12 protein-coding genes are annotated in these 16,447 nt (G+C 63.4%); 3 read left to right on the top strand and 9 right to left on the bottom strand.

Annotated elements, in window-relative coordinates; genetic code table 11:
- Positions 1–4: 4 nt before the first annotated feature.
- The gene (gene cysN, locus Y88_RS01420) at positions 5–1,978 is read right to left on the bottom strand and encodes a sulfate adenylyltransferase subunit CysN (protein ID WP_008065510.1); all 1,974 of its coding nucleotides are present in this window, start codon (positions 1,976–1,978) and stop codon (positions 5–7) included.
- Complete coding sequence (cysD, locus tag Y88_RS01415; protein WP_269724239.1) at positions 1,978–2,961, bottom strand: sulfate adenylyltransferase subunit CysD; 984 nt, start codon at positions 2,959–2,961, stop codon at positions 1,978–1,980. Before cysD ends, cysN begins: the two co-directional genes overlap by 1 nt.
- Before the next feature lie 50 nt (positions 2,962–3,011).
- Between cysD and Y88_RS01410 the strand changes: the two genes are divergently transcribed.
- Positions 3,012–3,413, top strand: a complete 402-nt coding sequence (locus tag Y88_RS01410; protein WP_232280875.1) for a group III truncated hemoglobin — start codon at positions 3,012–3,014, stop codon at positions 3,411–3,413.
- On the opposite strand, the gene Y88_RS01405 is transcribed toward Y88_RS01410, so the two are convergent.
- From Y88_RS01405 to Y88_RS01395, 3 genes are all read right to left on the bottom strand, one after another.
- Positions 3,410–4,645, bottom strand: a complete 1,236-nt coding sequence (locus tag Y88_RS01405; protein WP_008065507.1) for an MFS transporter — start codon at positions 4,643–4,645, stop codon at positions 3,410–3,412. The genes Y88_RS01410 and Y88_RS01405 overlap by 4 nt on opposite strands.
- 157 nt (positions 4,646–4,802) lie before the next feature.
- Positions 4,803–6,605 carry a translation elongation factor 4 gene (gene lepA / locus Y88_RS01400; RefSeq protein ID WP_008065506.1) on the bottom strand — a complete coding sequence of 601 codons (1,803 nt, stop codon included), beginning with the start codon at positions 6,603–6,605 and terminating at the stop codon, positions 4,803–4,805.
- A gap of 97 nt (positions 6,606–6,702) precedes the next feature.
- Positions 6,703–9,357: an EAL domain-containing protein gene (locus Y88_RS01395; RefSeq protein WP_018075274.1), complete on the bottom strand. Its 2,655-nt coding sequence runs from the start codon at positions 9,355–9,357 to the stop codon at positions 6,703–6,705.
- A gap of 390 nt (positions 9,358–9,747) precedes the next feature.
- On the opposite strand from Y88_RS01395, the gene Y88_RS01390 reads away from it, so the two are divergent.
- Positions 9,748–10,563 (top strand): alpha/beta fold hydrolase, encoded by an 816-nt coding sequence (locus Y88_RS01390; protein ID WP_008065499.1) that lies wholly within the window; start codon positions 9,748–9,750, stop codon positions 10,561–10,563.
- Positions 10,564–10,658: 95 nt separating this feature from the next.
- A complete protein-coding gene (locus tag Y88_RS01385) occupies positions 10,659–12,044 on the top strand; it encodes an FAD-dependent oxidoreductase (protein WP_008065498.1) in 1,386 nt (461 codons plus the stop codon).
- 20 nt (positions 12,045–12,064) lie between these two features.
- On the opposite strand, the gene Y88_RS01380 is transcribed toward Y88_RS01385, so the two are convergent.
- The 4 genes from Y88_RS01380 to fabG all read right to left on the bottom strand — a co-directional run bounded on the left by Y88_RS01380 (position 12,065) and on the right by fabG (position 16,420).
- On the bottom strand, positions 12,065–13,495 hold the full coding sequence (locus Y88_RS01380; protein WP_018075275.1) for a globin-coupled sensor protein: 1,431 nt from the start codon (positions 13,493–13,495) through the stop codon (positions 12,065–12,067).
- Positions 13,496–13,707: 212 nt separating this feature from the next.
- A complete protein-coding gene (dnaN, locus tag Y88_RS01375; protein WP_018075276.1) occupies positions 13,708–14,826 on the bottom strand; it encodes a DNA polymerase III subunit beta in 1,119 nt (372 codons plus the stop codon).
- A gap of 225 nt (positions 14,827–15,051) precedes the next feature.
- On the bottom strand, positions 15,052–15,603 hold the full coding sequence (locus tag Y88_RS01370; protein WP_018075277.1) for a hypothetical protein: 552 nt from the start codon (positions 15,601–15,603) through the stop codon (positions 15,052–15,054).
- A 52-nt stretch (positions 15,604–15,655) separates the two neighbouring features.
- On the bottom strand, positions 15,656–16,420 hold the full coding sequence (gene fabG, locus Y88_RS01365; protein ID WP_008065488.1) for a 3-oxoacyl-[acyl-carrier-protein] reductase: 765 nt from the start codon (positions 16,418–16,420) through the stop codon (positions 15,656–15,658).
- Positions 16,421–16,447: the final 27 nt, after the last annotated feature.

The following is a 16,447-nucleotide window of genomic DNA, read 5'->3' as shown; positions in this document are numbered from 1 at the left end:
CCCATCAAATTACCGGCATCCAGTGCCCGAGAACGTGATCGACGATCCGCTCGGCCGCATCCTCTGCACTTTCGCGCAGAGTATCGACATGGATCTCGGCATGGTCGGGCGCTTCATAGGGGCTGTCGATCCCGGTGAAGTTCTTGAGCTTGCCTTCGCGCGCCTTGCGATAGAGCCCCTTCACGTCGCGCCGCTCGGCTTCCTCGAGCGGAGTGTCGATGAAGACCTCGACGAATTCGCCTTCAGGCAGCATCGCCCGCACCATTTCGCGCTCGGCCCGGAACGGGCTGATGAACGCGGTAATGACGATCAGGCCCGCATCGGTCATCAGCTTGGCTACTTCGCCGACGCGACGAATATTCTCGATGCGATCGGCCTCGGTAAAGCCCAGGTCCTTGTTCAACCCGTGACGGACGTTGTCACCGTCGAGCAGGAACGTGTGCTTGCCCAGGGCATGGAACTTCTTTTCGACGAGATTGGCGATCGTCGACTTGCCCGATCCGGACAGCCCCGTGAACCACAGCAGGCGCGGCTTCTGGTTCTTCATCTCCGCTCGCGCTTCACGCGTGACGTCGAGCGCCTGCCAATGCACGTTCTGGGCCCGGCGCAGCGAGAAATGCAGCATGCCGCAACCGACCGTCGCATTGGTCAGCTTGTCGATCAGGATGAACCCACCGAGCGTGCGGCTGTCCACATAAGGTTCGAACACCAGCGGACGATCGGTGGTCACTTCCGCAACACCGATGGCGTTGAGGTCGAGCGTCTTGGCCGCCATGTGTTCCATGGTGTTGACGTTGACCGTATACTTGGGCGCAGCCACCGTCGCCGAAACAGTCTGCGTCGCCAGCTTCAGCCAATAGCCGCGACCGGGGATCAGCGCCTCGTCGCTCATCCAGACCAGACTTGCCTCGAACTGATCGGCAACTTCGGCCGGAGCATCGGCGGCAACGATGACGTCACCGCGCGAACAGTCGATTTCGTCCGCGAAAGTCAGCGTGATCGACTGCCCGGCGACTGCTTCGGCGGGATCGCCTTCCAGCGTCACGATCCGCTCGACCGTGCTGGTCTTGCCCGACGGCAGAACGCGCACGGCATCGCCGGGATGGATCGAGCCGCTGGCGATCAGCCCCGCAAAGCCGCGGAAATCGAGATTGGGACGATTGACCCACTGCACCGGCATACGGAACGGGCGGGCCGCATCCCGCGCGGTATCGACCTCGACCGTTTCGAGATGCTCGATCAGCGCAGGCCCCGTATACCACGGCATCTGATCCGAGCCGGTCGTGATGTTGTCACCGCAGAAACCCGAAATCGGCATGGCGACGAAATCGGTGATCCCGATCGTCTGCGCGAAGCTCGCGTAGTCGGCAACGATCGCGTCGAAGACGCCCTTGTCATAGCCGACAAGATCCATCTTGTTCACGGCCAGCACGATATTGCGGATGCCGAGCAGGTGGCACAGGTAGGAATGGCGCCGCGTCTGCACCAGCACGCCCTTGCGCGCATCGACCAGGATGACTGCGAGGTCAGCGGTCGAGGCCCCCGTCACCATGTTGCGGGTATACTGTTCGTGACCCGGGCAGTCGGCGACGATGAACTTGCGCTTTTCCGTCGCGAAAAAGCGATAGGCGACGTCGATAGTGATGCCCTGCTCGCGCTCTGCGGCAAGACCGTCGACCAGCAGGGCAAAGTCGATCGCCTGCCCCTGCGTGCCCACTTTCTTCGAATCCTGCTCGAGCGCGGCGAGCTGATCCTCGAAGATCATCTTCGAATCATAGAGCAACCGCCCGATCAGCGTCGACTTGCCGTCGTCCACGCTGCCGCAGGTGATGAAGCGGAGCATGGTCTTGTGCTGATGCACCTTGAGATAGGCGTCGATGTCCTGCGCGATCAGATCGTCGACGACATAGACGGGCTCGTTGCCCGCAGAAGACTGGGTCGATGCCTGCTGGTTCAGGGTTTCCTGCTCGCCGCTCATCAGAAATACCCCTGCTGCTTTTTCACTTCCATGCCCGCGCCGCCCGCATCCTTGTCGATGGCGCGCCCCTGCCGCTCGCTGGTGGTAGTGAGCAGCGTTTCCTGAATGACGTCAGGCAAAGTCGCCGCCTTGCTCTCGACTGCCCCGGTAAGCGGATAGCAACCGAGTGTGCGGAAGCGGATCGAGCGCATGACCGGCGTCTCACCCGGACGAAGCGGGAAACGATCGTCATCGACCATCAGCAAGAGGCCGTCGCGCTCCACGGTCGGACGCTCGGCCGCGAAATAGAGCGGCACGATCGGCACGTTGTTGAGATGGATATATTGCCACACGTCAAGCTCGGTCCAGTTCGAGATCGGGAAGACCCGGATCGACTCGCCCTTGTTCTTGCGCGCGTTGTAGAGGTTCCACAGTTCCGGACGCTGGTTCTTGGGGTCCCAGCCGTGGCTTGCCGTGCGGAACGAGAAAATGCGTTCCTTGGCGCGGCTCTTTTCCTCGTCGCGACGCGCGCCACCGAAAGCGGCGTCGAAACCCCACTTGTCGAGAGCCTGCTTGAGCCCTTCGGTCTTCCACATGTCGGTGTGAAGCGGGCCGTGGTCGAATGGATTGATGCCGCGTTCAAGCGCTTCGGGATTCTGATAGACGAGCAGTTCCATGCCGCTTTCGCGCGCCATGCGATCGCGCAAGTCATACATCGCCTTGAATTTCCACGTCGTATCGACGTGAAGCAGCGGAAACGGCGGCGGCGCAGGATAGAACGCCTTGCGCGCAAGATGCAGCATGACCGCGCTGTCCTTGCCCACCGAATAGAGCATGACCGGGTTCTGGGCCTCGGCCACGACTTCACGCATGATATGAATCGCTTCAGCCTCGAGGCGGGCAAGGTGAGTTAGCTGTGTCGTCATGCGGCGTGCCCTAGCCTCCCTCGCGCACTTTGGGACAGCGTGAAAACATAAGTGCGACCAAAGCGCAGCTTTTTCCACTCGCCCCCGGACACCTTGCCAAACCCGCCCCACAGGATCATGGCCCGGTCATGGCAGAGCCCATGCACGACCATGATCGCCCCGAACGCACCGAGCTTGTCGACGAGGAAACCCTCGTCGAAGTGGTCGGGCGTTTCTATGCGCGCGTGCGCCGCGATCCCCTGCTCGGGCCGGTCTTCAACCATGCGATTTCCGACTGGAACCGCCATCTCCATCGGCTGGTCGCGTTCTGGTCCTCGGTCATCAACGGCAGCGGTCGTTATCGCGGCGATCCCATGGCCGCACACATCGCCCATGCCGACACGATCACGCCGGATATGTTCGAACGCTGGCTGGCCTTGTGGAAGGAAACGACCGAGGCCGTGCTGGAACCATCACTGGCAAGCCTGTTCCAGCAACGCGCCGAACGCATGGCAACCGCCATCACCCGCGCGATCCGCCCTTCCATCTAACGCTCCGTCATCCGGGGTGCCGTTTCCGGCATTCGTGCAATCACCGGCAAGGCGGCCAAGGCAACCAGCGCGATCATCGCCCCCGGCGTCCAGGCTGCGCCCGTCACGGCAACCAGCCTTTGCGCGCCCCATGGAGCTAGCCCCCCGAAAAATGCCGTTGCCGAAGTGACACCCAGCGCAAGGCCAGACAGCCGCGCCGCGCCGGTGAACTGCTCGGCCGTTGCAGCCGCAGCCACAGCACTCCATGCCCCGCCGATCATCGCCAGCACCACGGCTCCCGCCAAAGCAGGACCGCCACCCCGCGCCATCATCGGGAACAGCACCAGCGGCAGGACCGCACCCGTGAGCGCAATTCCCAGCAACATCGGGCGCCGCCCGAACCGGTCCGAGGCCAGCCCTGCCAGCGGCGTCACCACGATCACCACCAGCGCCGCCCCGGTCGACAGCCACAGGGCCGATGCCTCGCCCATCGCCCCGGTCACCACCAGAAAGGCGGGGACATAAGTGATCCCGACATAATACGTGATCGACCCCAGGGCCGAAATCGCGAAACCACGCAAGACCCCGGCCCTTTCCGCCCCGAGCGCACGCGACAAGGGATGGTCGTCGAGCCCCCCATGCACTTCGCGATCGGTAAATTCGGGCGATTCGGTCATGCCCGCCCGGCCAATCCAGATGGCCCCCGCCAGCACACCCCCGAACAGGAACGGCAAGCGCCAGCCCCATTGATCGAGCCCATCGGGAGGACAGAATGCCACGACCAGTGCGCAGACACCGGCCGCCATCAAGGCGCCGACTTCGCTCGCCGCCGAGGCAAGCGAAGCGACAAGCCCCCGGCGCATGGGAGGCGAACTTTCAACGAGATAGGCAACGACGCCGGTATATTCGCCACCCACGGCAAAGGCCATGACACAGCGCAGGACCAAGAGGAGCCATCCCGCCAGCGGTCCGGCCATGGCCCGCGTCGGCAGGCAGGCGGTTACCAGCATGGCAAGCGTCATGATCGCCATCGACGTCATCATGGCCCGGCGCCGTCCATGACGGTCGCCCAACAGCCCGAGAGCCAGCGCGCCCAGCGGACGCATCAGATAGGAAACCGCAAATCCGGCAAGCGCGGCCAGCAAGGAGCCCTGCCCCCCGCCATAAAAGACCCGGGCCAGAACCGTGACCAGATAGAGATAGAGCGTGAAATCGTACCATTCGACCACGGTCGAAACAGCGGCAATCGCCATCGAGGCGCGCGGGACCGTACTGGTGGCGATGGGCTTTCTCCCGCTGGCTTGAGGCCTCGGGAGAGAGGGTGCCCGGCTTTCCGGCAATGCGGAAGGGGGCCGGGCAATTAAGGTTGGGCGCGCACTGCCGAGCGCGGAACAACCGGAAAAGTCGGGGTTATTCCTCGCCCATCCTGAGCGCTGCAATGAAGGCTTCCTGCGGGATCTGCACGCTGCCGTATTCGCGCATCCGCTTCTTGCCTTCCTTCTGCTTTTCCAGAAGCTTCTTCTTGCGGGTGATGTCGCCGCCATAGCACTTGGCGGTAACGTCCTTGCGCAAGGCGGCGATGGTTTCGCGGGCGATCACCTTGGCACCGATCGCGGCCTGGATCGGGATCTTGAACAAGTGCCGGGGGATCAGGTCCTTAAGCCGCTCGCACAGCGCGCGCCCGCGCGCTTCGGCCTGGCTGCGGTGAACGATCATCGACAGCGCATCGACCGGCTCGTTGTTCACAAGGATGTTCATCTTCACCAGATCGCCTTCGCGCAGGCCGATCTGTTCATAGTCGAAGCTGGCATAGCCACGGCTGATCGACTTCAGGCGGTCATAGAAGTCGAAGACCACTTCGTTGAGCGGCAATTCGTAATTCACCTGCGCGCGGCCGCCGACATACGTAAGGCCGGTCTGGATGCCGCGGCGGTCCTGGCACAGCTTCAGGATCGAGCCGAGATATTCGTCAGGCGTGTAGATCGTCGCCTTGATCCACGGCTCTTCCATCGTCTCGATCTTCACGACATCGGGCATGTCCGCCGGATTGTGCAGTTCCTGCACCGAACCGTCGGTCATGGTCAGGCGATAGACGACCGAAGGCGCCGTGGTGATGAGGTCGAGATCGTATTCGCGGCTCAGGCGTTCCTGAATGATTTCAAGATGCAGCAGGCCGAGGAAACCGCAGCGGAAACCGAAGCCGAGTGCCGCGCTGGTTTCCATTTCGAACGAGAAGCTGGCGTCGTTGAGGCGCAGCTTGCCGATGGAATCGCGCAGCTTTTCGAAATCGGCCGCGTCCGTCGGGAACAGGCCGCAGAACACGACCGGCTGCACTTCCTTGAAGCCCGCCAGCGGTTCGACTGCACCGCCCTTGACCGTGGTGATGGTGTCGCCGACGCGCGCCTGCGCCACTTCCTTGATCTGGGCCGTGATGAAACCGACTTCGCCCGGCCCGAGTTCTGGCAACAGCTCGATCTTGGGACGCATGCAGCCAACGCGATCGATCAGGTGCTCGGTCCCGCCTGCCATGAAGCGGACCTGCTGCCCCTTGCGGATGACGCCGTCGACCACGCGGACCAGAATGACAACGCCGAGATAGGGGTCATACCAGGAATCGACGAGCATCGCCTTCAACGGCGCGTCGCGATCGCCCTGCGGCGGGGGAATGCGGGTGACAATGGCTTCGAGCACTTCCTCGATGCCGATGCCCGACTTCGCGCTGGTCATCACCGCCTCGCTGGCGTCAAGACCGATCACTTCCTCGATTTCCGCCTTCACCTTTTCCGGTTCGGCGGCGGGAAGATCGATCTTGTTGATGACCGGAACGATCTCGTGGTCGTGCTCGATCGACTGATAGACATTGGCCAGGGTCTGCGCCTCGACGCCTTGCGCCGCGTCGACCACCAGCAAGGCGCCTTCGCAGGCGGCCAAGCTGCGGCTGACTTCATAGGCGAAGTCGACGTGGCCGGGTGTGTCCATCAGGTTGAGTTCATAGGTCTTCCCGTCCTTGGCCGTGTAATCCAGCCGGACGGTCTGCGCCTTGATCGTGATCCCGCGCTCGCGCTCGATGTCCATGTTGTCGAGCACCTGCGCCTGCATCTCACGCTCGGCCAAGCCGCCCGTATATTGGATCAGGCGGTCGGCAAGCGTCGACTTGCCGTGGTCGATATGGGCAATGATGGAAAAATTGCGGATCAGCGCGAGGTCGGTCATGCTGGCCCGTTAGCAGCGCGCTGCGCCAGTGTCATCACGCTCTGTGGGGCGAGAAGCCCCCTTCCCGCGTGCTTTTCCCCCACTCGCGCCCTTTTTTCTATCCGGTGCGGCGCTGGGGCATGTCGACGGTGGCTCCGGCAGGGGTCGTCGGAGCCGGACGGGCGCGATTGCGCGCGGTGATTGCGGCAATCCGCCCCTCTTCGTCGAGTTCCAGCGGAATCGAGAATTCCATGCCGATCCGGTCGTCCTCGCACCACCGGGCCGTGGCATTCACGAGATGCCCGTCGGACAAGTGAACGCGAAAAATGGTCCCGGCCGGAACATTGCGCAGCCCTTCGATCAGCGCGCCGGTCCTGCTGATATTGCGCACGGTCGCTTCGTAGTTGTGCCCGCCGTGTTCGAGCACGACGCGCCGCAAAAGCGACAGGCGAACCGCGCGTGCCGCACGCGGCCCATGCGCGATCGCCACCAATCCGCTTTCCAGCCGCTTGGTCGCCGCCTCGGAGGACAGCGGACGCTCGTAGATGTACCCCTGCACATGGCTGCATCCCAGCAGGCGTACGAGATCGAGTTCGTCGTGAGTCTCGACCCCTTCGGCGGTGGTTTCCATGCCCAGCGCCTCGGCCAGACTGACGATCGAGGCGATGATGGCGCCGTTACGGCTCCCGGGCTGGGTCGCGCCGCGGACGAAGGACTGGTCGATCTTGATCTTGTCGAAGGGCGCTTTTTTCAGATAGCCGAGCGAGGAATAGCCTGTCCCGAAATCGTCAAGCGCCAGCCGCACGCCGATCGCCTTGAGCGCGCGGAACATCGCGTCGGTGCCTTCGCTGTCGTTGATGAAGACGCTTTCGGTGATTTCCAGTTCGAGCCGGTCGGCCTCGATGCCCGCGTGGGCAAGCGCGCTGGTGACGACCCCCGGCAACCCCGGATTGGCGAATTGCAGCGCCGAGACATTGACCGCGACCCGGACCGAAGCGGGCCACTGTGCCAGATCGTTGCACGCCTGACGCAAGGCCCATTCGCTGATCGGACCGATCAATCCGGTGTCTTCGGCGATCGGAATGAACTTGGCGGGCGAAATGAAGCCGTGGACCGGATGGTTCCAGCGCAGGAGCGCCTCGAACCCGGTGATCTTCTCGGTCGTGGTCTGCACCACCGGCTGATAATAGAGTTCGAGGCTGCCATGCGTCACCGCATCGCGCAGATCGTCTTCCAGACGACGGCGTTCCTCGGCATCGCTGTGCAGGTCGTGCGCATAGAAATGGTAACGCCCGCGCCCACCGTCCTTGGCCGCATAGAGCGCCAAATCGGCATTGCGGATCAGCGCCTCGCTCGTCACGCCGTCATCCGGGGCAATGGCGATCCCGATCGAGGCTCCGATCATCACGCGCCCGAGATCGAGCGTATAAGGCTGGGACAGGCTTTCGATGATATGGGCCGCAATCTGGGCCAGCATCGGCCGCTCGATCCGCCCGGCCAGAATGATCTCGAATTCATCACCGCCAAGTCGCCCGACGCGCCCGGCAGCCCCAACGCCGCGTTCAAGCCGCTGTGCCACCTGTTTCAGCAATTGGTCCCCTGCGGGATGGCCTAGCGTGTCGTTGACTTGCTTGAAGCGATCGAGGTCGATCAGGAACACCGCGCAGGCCCGTTGTTGGACTTGCGGCGCGACCAGGATCTTTTCCAGCGACTGCGACATGAAGAAACGGTTGGCGAGCCCGGTCAGCGAATCGAAATGGGCAAGCCGCGAGGCATGTTGCTGGGTCCGCCGACGTTCGGTCAGATCCGCGCCCGATCCGCGAAAGCCCTGAAAATTGTCGAACGTATCGTAGATCGGACGGCCGGTGATCGACCACCAGCGTTCTTCTTCGTTCGTGGCGGCCCGCACCACCAGATCGCTGAAGCTCGACCGGGCCGAGAGATGGAACGTCAAAGTCCGCTCGCCGTTGCCCGATTGATCGTCGAGATCGAACAGATCGATGAAACGGCGGCCAGTTACGTCCTCGACCTTGCGGCCAAGCAATTCAGCGACCGGAGCGGAAATGTAGAGCACATTGCCGCGACGGTCGGTTTCCCAGAACCAGCCTTGGCCTGTTTCCTCGAAATCGGCGAGAATCTCCTGCGCCCGGGTCTGCAGGCGGGCTTCCTCTTCGAGCCGGGAACATTCGACGAGATCGGATTCCTTTTGCCGCGCATAAGCGATGATCGCGATCGCGACGCCCATGATGGCCGACAAGATCCCCGCGATCGCCGAAACCACGCAGGTCACGCCGACCCAGATCCCGACTTGCGCTGCGAGCAATCCGGCCAGACGTCCCGACTGGATCGTGGTCGCGGCAAGCAGGATCGCTGCCAGCAGGCTTACCGCCTGCAGCCACGGCACGCTGCCGTGATGGGCCCAATGCGCGATGGCCCAACCGTATCCAAGCATCGGAGCCGCAATCGTCAGCGCCGCCATCGTCATGCGGTGCGCGGTCGCTTGCGACTGGCGCGTTGCGCGCGCCGCGAACCGCCCCGGCAATGTCAGAAGGGCCGAAAGCCCACCCACCCCCAGGGAGACGGTGTCGTCATAGGCATGGTTGACGACAGCGAGCAGTACGAGGCCAAGCCCCATCGGCACCACCATCTGCCACCATTCGCGAGCGACGAAGCTACCGTTGTGAGAGGTTCCGAACAGGAAAGCGGCACCCGCACGTCCGGAATCGCCTTCGTCCCGCGCCTGGCTTCTGCGCGTGCGGGCAAATGCCCTCATGCGCGTCCCCTGCGACAGTTCGGAATCTTGATCTCCGGATAAACCCATGCCGCCACCCATGCGCGCACCGGCTTGAAAAATCGGTTAAGCCCACCCTCGACGCGACCCGCCATTGTGTCCGCTTTGGGCGTCATTATTCGGAGTCGCGATGGGTTAATTCGTGCCGGAATGCCCGAACCGGAGCGCCACGGGCTGCGCCTGCCTCCATTCCGACACACTCGAACGGTTCTGCCCCCCGCTCCTGCCCCGCATCGGCCCTTGCGCTCTTTTGCAGTGCAGCAAAGAGTGCTACGCGCCTTCGTGTTCGCCGGTCGGTGAAATCCGCAAGGAAGCGACGGGACGCGTTTATCCCGGACCCATGATTGAGGCCCAGTACGAATGGACGTACGAATGGACGGCACGCACACGGCAAAAACCACGGCGAAGTGCGGCATGATCGGCGTCGCCGGTCGGCGCTTGCGTGTCGGGCAATGGCACGTCGGAGCGAGCGGCCGACCACTGATCATGCTCAACGGCATCGGCATGAACATCGAAATGCTCGAACCCGTCGCCCGCCGGATGAACGACCGCCGCGTGATCAGCCTCGACATGCCCGGCACCGGGCTCTCTCCCGACCCGATCTTCCCTTATACCATCCCGCAAATGGCGCTCACGCTGGCGGCCCTGCTCGACCGGCTTCATATCGATGAAGTCGATGTGCTGGGCATCAGCTGGGGCGGCGCCGTTGCCCAGCAATTCGCCTTTCAGCACCGGGCACGCACGCATCGCCTCGTCCTTGCCGCGACATCGGCGGGCAATGTCATGGTGCCGGGCAATTCCCCCGTGGTCGGCCACATGCTCGATCCCATGGAATTCTCGGTCGAAAAGGCCCTGCGCCGAAATCTGGCGATGCTTTACAACGGCGGCGGATCGGGCCGCGTCTCGCTCAATGCGGCCAAGGCACCCTCCCCGCTCGGCTGGTCCTGCCAGCTCGCCTCGTTCGCAAGCTGGACCAGCGCCGCGTTCCTGCCCTTGCTGGCAATGCCGGTCATGGTCATGGCCGACAGCGACGATCAGTTGATTCCTCCGGCCAATGCGCATTTCCTGCACAATTCCATCCCGGGCAGCCGCCTCGAAATCTTCGAAGGCGGCGGACATCTCTTCATGCTCTCGCACCCCGAGGAATTCTGTATCTCACTGCGCGCCTTTCTCGACGCCGACGCCTGAGCACCAACACTTTTCTTTTCCCCTCCACGCGCTAGCATGACGGCGAGCCTCGCCCGAGACGAGGCCGACCACCCCGATAGAGAGGGAAAGCGCGCATGCCCCACAGCCCCGCCCAAGCCAATGGCTCGAACCAGCAGACAGCCCCGGCTATCGCGATCGTCGGCTCGGGGCCTGCCGGGTATTACACGGCCGAAGCGGCGGTCAAACTCTGGGGCGATGCCGTCCGCATCGACATATTCGACCGACTGCCGGTCCCCTATGGCCTGATCCGCGCCGGGGTCGCCCCCGATCATCAGTCGATCAAGGCCGTCGCCCGCCGATACGAAACCACTGCCCTTGCCGGAAACGTCCGGTTCTGCGGCCACGTCGAAGTGGGCCGAGACGTCAGCGTCACTGAACTTTCCGATCTCTACGACGCCGTGATCCTCGCGACGGGGGCTCCCAGAGACCGCCCGCTGGACATTCCGGGCGAGCATTGCGGCAATGTCATGGGCAGCGCTGCCTTCGTCGGATGGTACAACGGCCACCCCGATTTCGCCGACCTTTCACCCGACCTTTCCGGGGGGACGGCTGTCGTCATCGGCATGGGCAATGTCGCACTCGATGTCGCGCGCATCCTGTCCAAGACCCGGGCCGAATTCGCGGGCAGCGACATTGTCGCCCATGCGCTGCGCCATCTTTCGACATCCTCGCTCGATCGCATCGTCGTGCTCGGGCGGCGCGGCCCCTTGCAGATCATGATGACGCCCAAGGAACTGGGTGAACTCGGCGACTTGTCCCGGGCCTTGCCACGCGTCGATCCGGCCGACCTCCCCTCGGTCGAAGAGGAACAGGCACTCGAACCGGGACTGCGCAAGTCGTTGGCACACTTGCGCGCCTATGCGGCCAATCACGAACGGGTCGACGAGGGAAGAGTTCCGGTCGATTTCATCTTCCACGCCGTGCCCCGCGCCTTCATTCCCGATGCAAACGGACAGGTTTGTGCGATCGAAGTCGAAGAAACCCGCGTCGAGGACGGTCGCGCGATCGGCACCGGAAACCGCTGGCAATTGCCAGCCCATCTCGTGGTGAGCTGCATCGGCTATCGCACCGCACCGATCCCGGAGGTCCCCTTCGACGAACGCGGCGGACGCTTTGCCAATACCGACGGCTTCATCCGCTCCGGCCTTTACTGCGTCGGCTGGGCGCGGAGAGGCCCCTCCGGAACCATCGGCACCAATCGTCCCGACGGTTACGCGGTGATCGACCGCATCGCCGCCGATCTGGCCGCAACAGCCCCCGCAACCGGGAAAGCGGGCCGCGACGGGTTCGATGCCTTGGCCACGGCGCGCGGGCTCGACGTCGTCAGCTTCTCCGACTGGAAACGCATCGAAGAAGCCGAAACCCGCCGCGCGCGCGACGATGCGCCGAGAGAGAAATTCGTCGCGATCACCGACATGATCGCGGTGAAGGACGAGACTGCAGGGGAACAGGCGGAATAACCACTGCCCCGTGCTCGCTGTCAGGCAACCTTGCGAACAGGAACAAGCGACATCGCCACGCGTGAGCGTTCCAGTTCGAACTGATTGACGAGACCCCGCATGTGCTCGGCCGCCGTTGCAAGATTGTGCGCGGCGGCGGACGTCTCCTCGACCAGCGCGGCATTCTGCTGCGTCATGGCATCGAGATTGCCGACCGTCTGGCGAACCGTTCCGATCTGCGCGGCCTGATCACGAGCCGATGTCGCCATCGAACTGGCAAGATCGGCAATTTCACCGACTTTCTCAACGATCCGGGCAAAGGATTCACCGGTCTGCCCGACCAGTTCGACGCCACGTTCCACCTGGACGGAACTGGCGCCGATCAGCTTCTTGATATCGCGCGCAGCATCGGCGGACCGCTGGGCGAGCCCGCGCACTTCGGTGGCGACCACCGCGAAACCGCGCCCGGCCTCTCCGGCGCGAGCCGCCTCGACACCGGCGTTGAGCGCGAGCAGATTGGTCTGAAAGGCAATGCCGTCGATGACCGAGATGATCTTGCCGATTTCCTGCGCCGAGGCATGAATGTCGTTCATCGCGACGACCGCCTCGTTCACGACGTGTCCCCCGCGCAAGGCATCGCCGTGGGCATCCTGAACCGACCGGTGCATGTGCCCGGCATCGGTTGCAGTCTGCTCGACGCTCGACGACAAGTGGCTCATCGACGAGGACGCTTCCTCGAGGCTGCTCGCCTGTTGTTCGGTCCGCTGCGCCAATTCGCTCGAAGCATCGCGGATTTCCCGCGCGCCGCCATCGACCTGATGCGCGGTCCCCGCAACCTGTCCCAAGGCCTCGCTCACCCGCGTCCGCATCGCTTCGAAATCGCGCTGCAACGCTTCGAAGCCGGAGGGAAGATCCTTGAGCGGCTCGGAAAAATCACCCCGTGTCATGGCATTGAGAGCATTACCCAGCGCATCGAGAGCCGACCGCCGACGCTCTTCCTCCACTTCGAAATAAGTCGAGAGCGCAATCTCCATGTCAAACAGCGCCATCTTCAACAGGCTGCCGAGCAAGGGCCCCACCCGCTTTCCGAACGGGCCGATCGCATCGGACACAATCGCCTGAACCACATCGTCGAGCACCGAGGCATAAGCCCCGATATACCATTTCGACGACAGGCCGATCTGTGCGTGGACATGCCCAATCTGGCGAGCGGAAGCGAGGTAGCGATCATCCGGCGCACCGGCGAACATGTGGGCCCAGTGTTCGATCTGCTTGGCACGGGCATGGTCCATGACCCGGCGCGAGGAAAACTGCCGGGCCGTTTCCGGCGTTGTGCCGATCTTGTCGTAAAGGCGGTCGAGGGCCTTTCCACCATGTTTTTGCATCATGCGCGCTATCCGGCCGAAGCGCGCAAAGTCGACCCCAGTCAGATTGAAAAACGCGAGGGTCGCGTGCCCAGACTTGTCATTCATCGAGGATGCCGTTCCACATCGAAAGGAATGGCAAAATCCTAACCAATTGGAGTGAAGACCGGATACGCGGCCACTACGCAGATACCCTGAGAAAGGTAGAACGAGGCCCACCATCGATGCAAAATGGCCTGCAACGAGCTATCTCATTGCAGGCCATCGAGAATTTTCACCACATCGGGCAACCGTCCATGAACGGCCGCCTTCCCGCGCGATCAGACGCGCATGGGCATCAGCACGTAAAGCGCGGGCGACTTGTCGTCCTTGCGGATCAGCGTCGGAGCGCTGGCATCGGCAAGATGCAGTTCGACAAGGTCGCCGTCGATCTGGCTGAGAATGTCTTTCAGGTAATTGGCGTTGAAACCGATCTCGAAACCGCTCGCCTGATAATCGGCGGGCAGTTCTTCGGCAGCGGTCCCGTTGTCCGGGCTCGTCACCGACAGTGTCACGCGATCGGTATCGAGCGCCATCTTGACCGCGCGGGTCTTTTCCGTCGCGATCGTCGCAACGCGGTCCACGCCTTCGAAGAAGGAACGCGGATCGAGGCGCAGCAGCTTGTCATTGCCGGTCGGAATGACGCGGCTGTAATCGGGGAACGTGCCGTCGATCAGCTTGCTGGTCAGCACCACGCCGAATTCGCCGCCGAGCGTGAAGCGCACCTTGCTGGCCGACAGATCGACCAGGACATTGGTGTCGAGCACGTCTTCGAGCAGCTTGCGCAGTTCGCCCACGCATTTGCGCGGGATGATCACGTCCGGCATGCCTTCGGCGCCTTCGGGGCGCGGCAGGGTGTAACGCGCAAGGCGGTGACCGTCGGTCGCCGCGGCTTTCAGCACTTCGTCCGAAACGTGGAAGAAGATCCCGTTGAGATAGTAGCGGGTTTCCTCGGTCGAGATCGCAAAGCGCGTGCGGTCGATCAGTTCGGCAAGCGTGCGCGCCGGGATCTCGAAGCTGGTCGGAAGATCGCCCTCGACGATGACCGGGAAATCGTCACGCGGCAGCGTCGGCAACTGGAACCGGCTGCGCCCGGCCTTGACGATCATGCGATTGTCGGCGGTTTCCAGGCTGACCTGCGAACCGTCGGGCAGCTTGCGCGCGATGTCGAACAGCAAGTGCGCCGACACAGTGATCGCGCCAGGCACTTCGACCGAAACGGCCGGCATCGATTCGATGATCTGGAGATCGAGGTCGGTCGCCATGAGCTTCACCGAACCGGTCGCTGCCGCGTCAATGAGGACGTTCGACAGGATCGGAATCGTGTTGCGGCGTTCAACCACCGATTGCACGTGGGACAGACAGCGCAGAAGAGTCGCGCGTTCGATGGTCGCCTTCATTCTCGTCTCGATCCCTCAATCTTTTCATCCGTTCCGGCCGACCCGGCTAGGCACCGAAAGGGACAGGCGGGACGGCGCCCCCACAGGCGGAATCGCCGGAAGGGTGCTGCGGTTTCGGACCACCTTCCATAACCGAGCGGAATGCCTTCGCAAGCCGCGAAGGCATGTCAACACGCGAAGCTGTGCATAAATTGCGCAAATTGCCGCCCTTTCGGGCCAAACGGCTCAATCGAGGTCGCGCAGGCCGTCAAACATGGTCGCGGTCGCAACAATCCACGCCGTGATCAGAGCCCATCCCCGGGGCGTCACCCGCGCCGGATCGTGCCCCGCCTTGCCCAAGGCCTCCGCGACGAGCCGCAGGTCGCCCTCGGTCACCTTCTCGGCCGGATTGTTGGCATTGCCCGGTCCGATGTCGAGCGCCTGATCGACGATCGCAGAAGGAATGCCTTCAGCAGTCAGACGCGTGTCGAGAACATCGCGCCCCATGCGGCCATAGACATAGGAAAAATAGGAATCGTGCTGATGCGGGGTCAGGAACTGATCGTCCGAACACCGATCGGTCAGGGCCCGCAAGTCGTCGAGCGCGGGTCGCCCGCGCGCGCGATCCTGGCTGAGGATCACGTCCGCGATCCGCGCGTCGAGACCGGCAGGCGCGGCCTGCAGCGCGCAGGCGAGCGCTTCAGGCGGGCGAGCCAATGCCTGCCCCCCGAAACCCGCCAGCGCGGCCGCCAAAGCGACTGGCGCCCACACGACTGCCGCCGGCAGCCTGCGTCCCATCGTCAAGTCCAGCCCCCCGATCCGCCTGTCCCGGTCCGTCAACCCCGATCGATCAGGCGAACATCGCCATGCCGCCGTTCACATGCAGAGTCTGGCCGGTGACATAGCCCGCCTCGCGGCTGGCGAGATAGGCAACCGCCGCGCCGACGTCCTCGCCCTCGCCCATGCGTCCCATCGGGATGCGGGCATTGAGCGCGTCCTTCTGCGCGTCCGGCAACACGTCGGTCATCGCCGTGCGGATGAAGCCGGGCGCAACGCAATTGACCGTGATGCCGCGGCTGGCCAGTTCCTGGGCCATCGACTTCGACATGCCGACGAGCCCGGCCTTGGCGGCGGCATAGTTCGCCTGCCCCGGATTGCCGGTCGCGCCGACAACGCTGGTGATCGAGATGATGCGACCGTGGCGCGCCTTCATCATCGGGCGGGTCGCTGCACGCATGAGGCGGAAAGCGGCTTCAAGATTGACCTTGATGACCGCATCCCATTCCTCGTCCTTCATCCGCATGGCGAGATTGTCGCGCGTGATCCCCGCGTTGTTGACGAGGATGTCGACTTTGCCGAGCGTGTCCATGGCCGCAGGCACAAGCTGCTCCACTTGCGCGGTGTCCGACAGGTTGCAGGTGATCTCGACATGGTCGTGACCATAAGTGTCGTTCAACTCGTCGCGGAACGCCCGCAGCTTGGCCGGGTTGGTCCCCGACAGTGCAAGACGGGCTCCCTGCCGCGCCAGAGCGTGACAGATCGACGAACCGATACCCCCGGCAGCCCCGGTGACGAGAGCGGTCATGCCGGTCAGATCGAAAAGACGGTGTTCCATAAATTCAGCTCCCCTCAGGCCTGCGCC

This window comes from Novosphingobium nitrogenifigens DSM 19370 (assembly GCF_000192575.1).
Lineage (GTDB): Bacteria > Pseudomonadota > Alphaproteobacteria > Sphingomonadales > Sphingomonadaceae > Novosphingobium > Novosphingobium nitrogenifigens.
This window is presented reverse-complemented; position numbering and strand designations above follow the sequence as displayed.

Excerpts from the sequence above, each read along its gene's own strand:
- cysN (WP_008065510.1), bottom strand. The coding sequence starts at position 1,978 with ATGAGCGGCGAGCAGGAAACCCTGAACCAGCAGGCATCGACCCAGTCT.
- Y88_RS01410 (WP_232280875.1), top strand. The coding sequence starts at position 3,012 with ATGGCAGAGCCCATGCACGACCATGATCGCCCCGAACGCACCGAGCTT.
- Y88_RS01405 (WP_008065507.1), bottom strand. The coding sequence starts at position 4,645 with ATGGCGATTGCCGCTGTTTCGACCGTGGTCGAATGGTACGATTTCACG.
- lepA (WP_008065506.1), bottom strand. The coding sequence starts at position 6,605 with ATGACCGACCTCGCGCTGATCCGCAATTTTTCCATCATTGCCCATATC.
- Y88_RS01395 (WP_018075274.1), bottom strand. The coding sequence starts at position 9,357 with ATGAGGGCATTTGCCCGCACGCGCAGAAGCCAGGCGCGGGACGAAGGC.
- Y88_RS01390 (WP_008065499.1), top strand. The coding sequence starts at position 9,748 with ATGGACGGCACGCACACGGCAAAAACCACGGCGAAGTGCGGCATGATC.
- Y88_RS01385 (WP_008065498.1), top strand. The coding sequence starts at position 10,659 with ATGCCCCACAGCCCCGCCCAAGCCAATGGCTCGAACCAGCAGACAGCC.
- Y88_RS01380 (WP_018075275.1), bottom strand. The coding sequence starts at position 13,495 with ATGAATGACAAGTCTGGGCACGCGACCCTCGCGTTTTTCAATCTGACT.
- dnaN (WP_018075276.1), bottom strand. The coding sequence starts at position 14,826 with ATGAAGGCGACCATCGAACGCGCGACTCTTCTGCGCTGTCTGTCCCAC.
- Y88_RS01370 (WP_018075277.1), bottom strand. The coding sequence starts at position 15,603 with ATGGGACGCAGGCTGCCGGCGGCAGTCGTGTGGGCGCCAGTCGCTTTG.
- fabG (WP_008065488.1), bottom strand. The coding sequence starts at position 16,420 with ATGGAACACCGTCTTTTCGATCTGACCGGCATGACCGCTCTCGTCACC.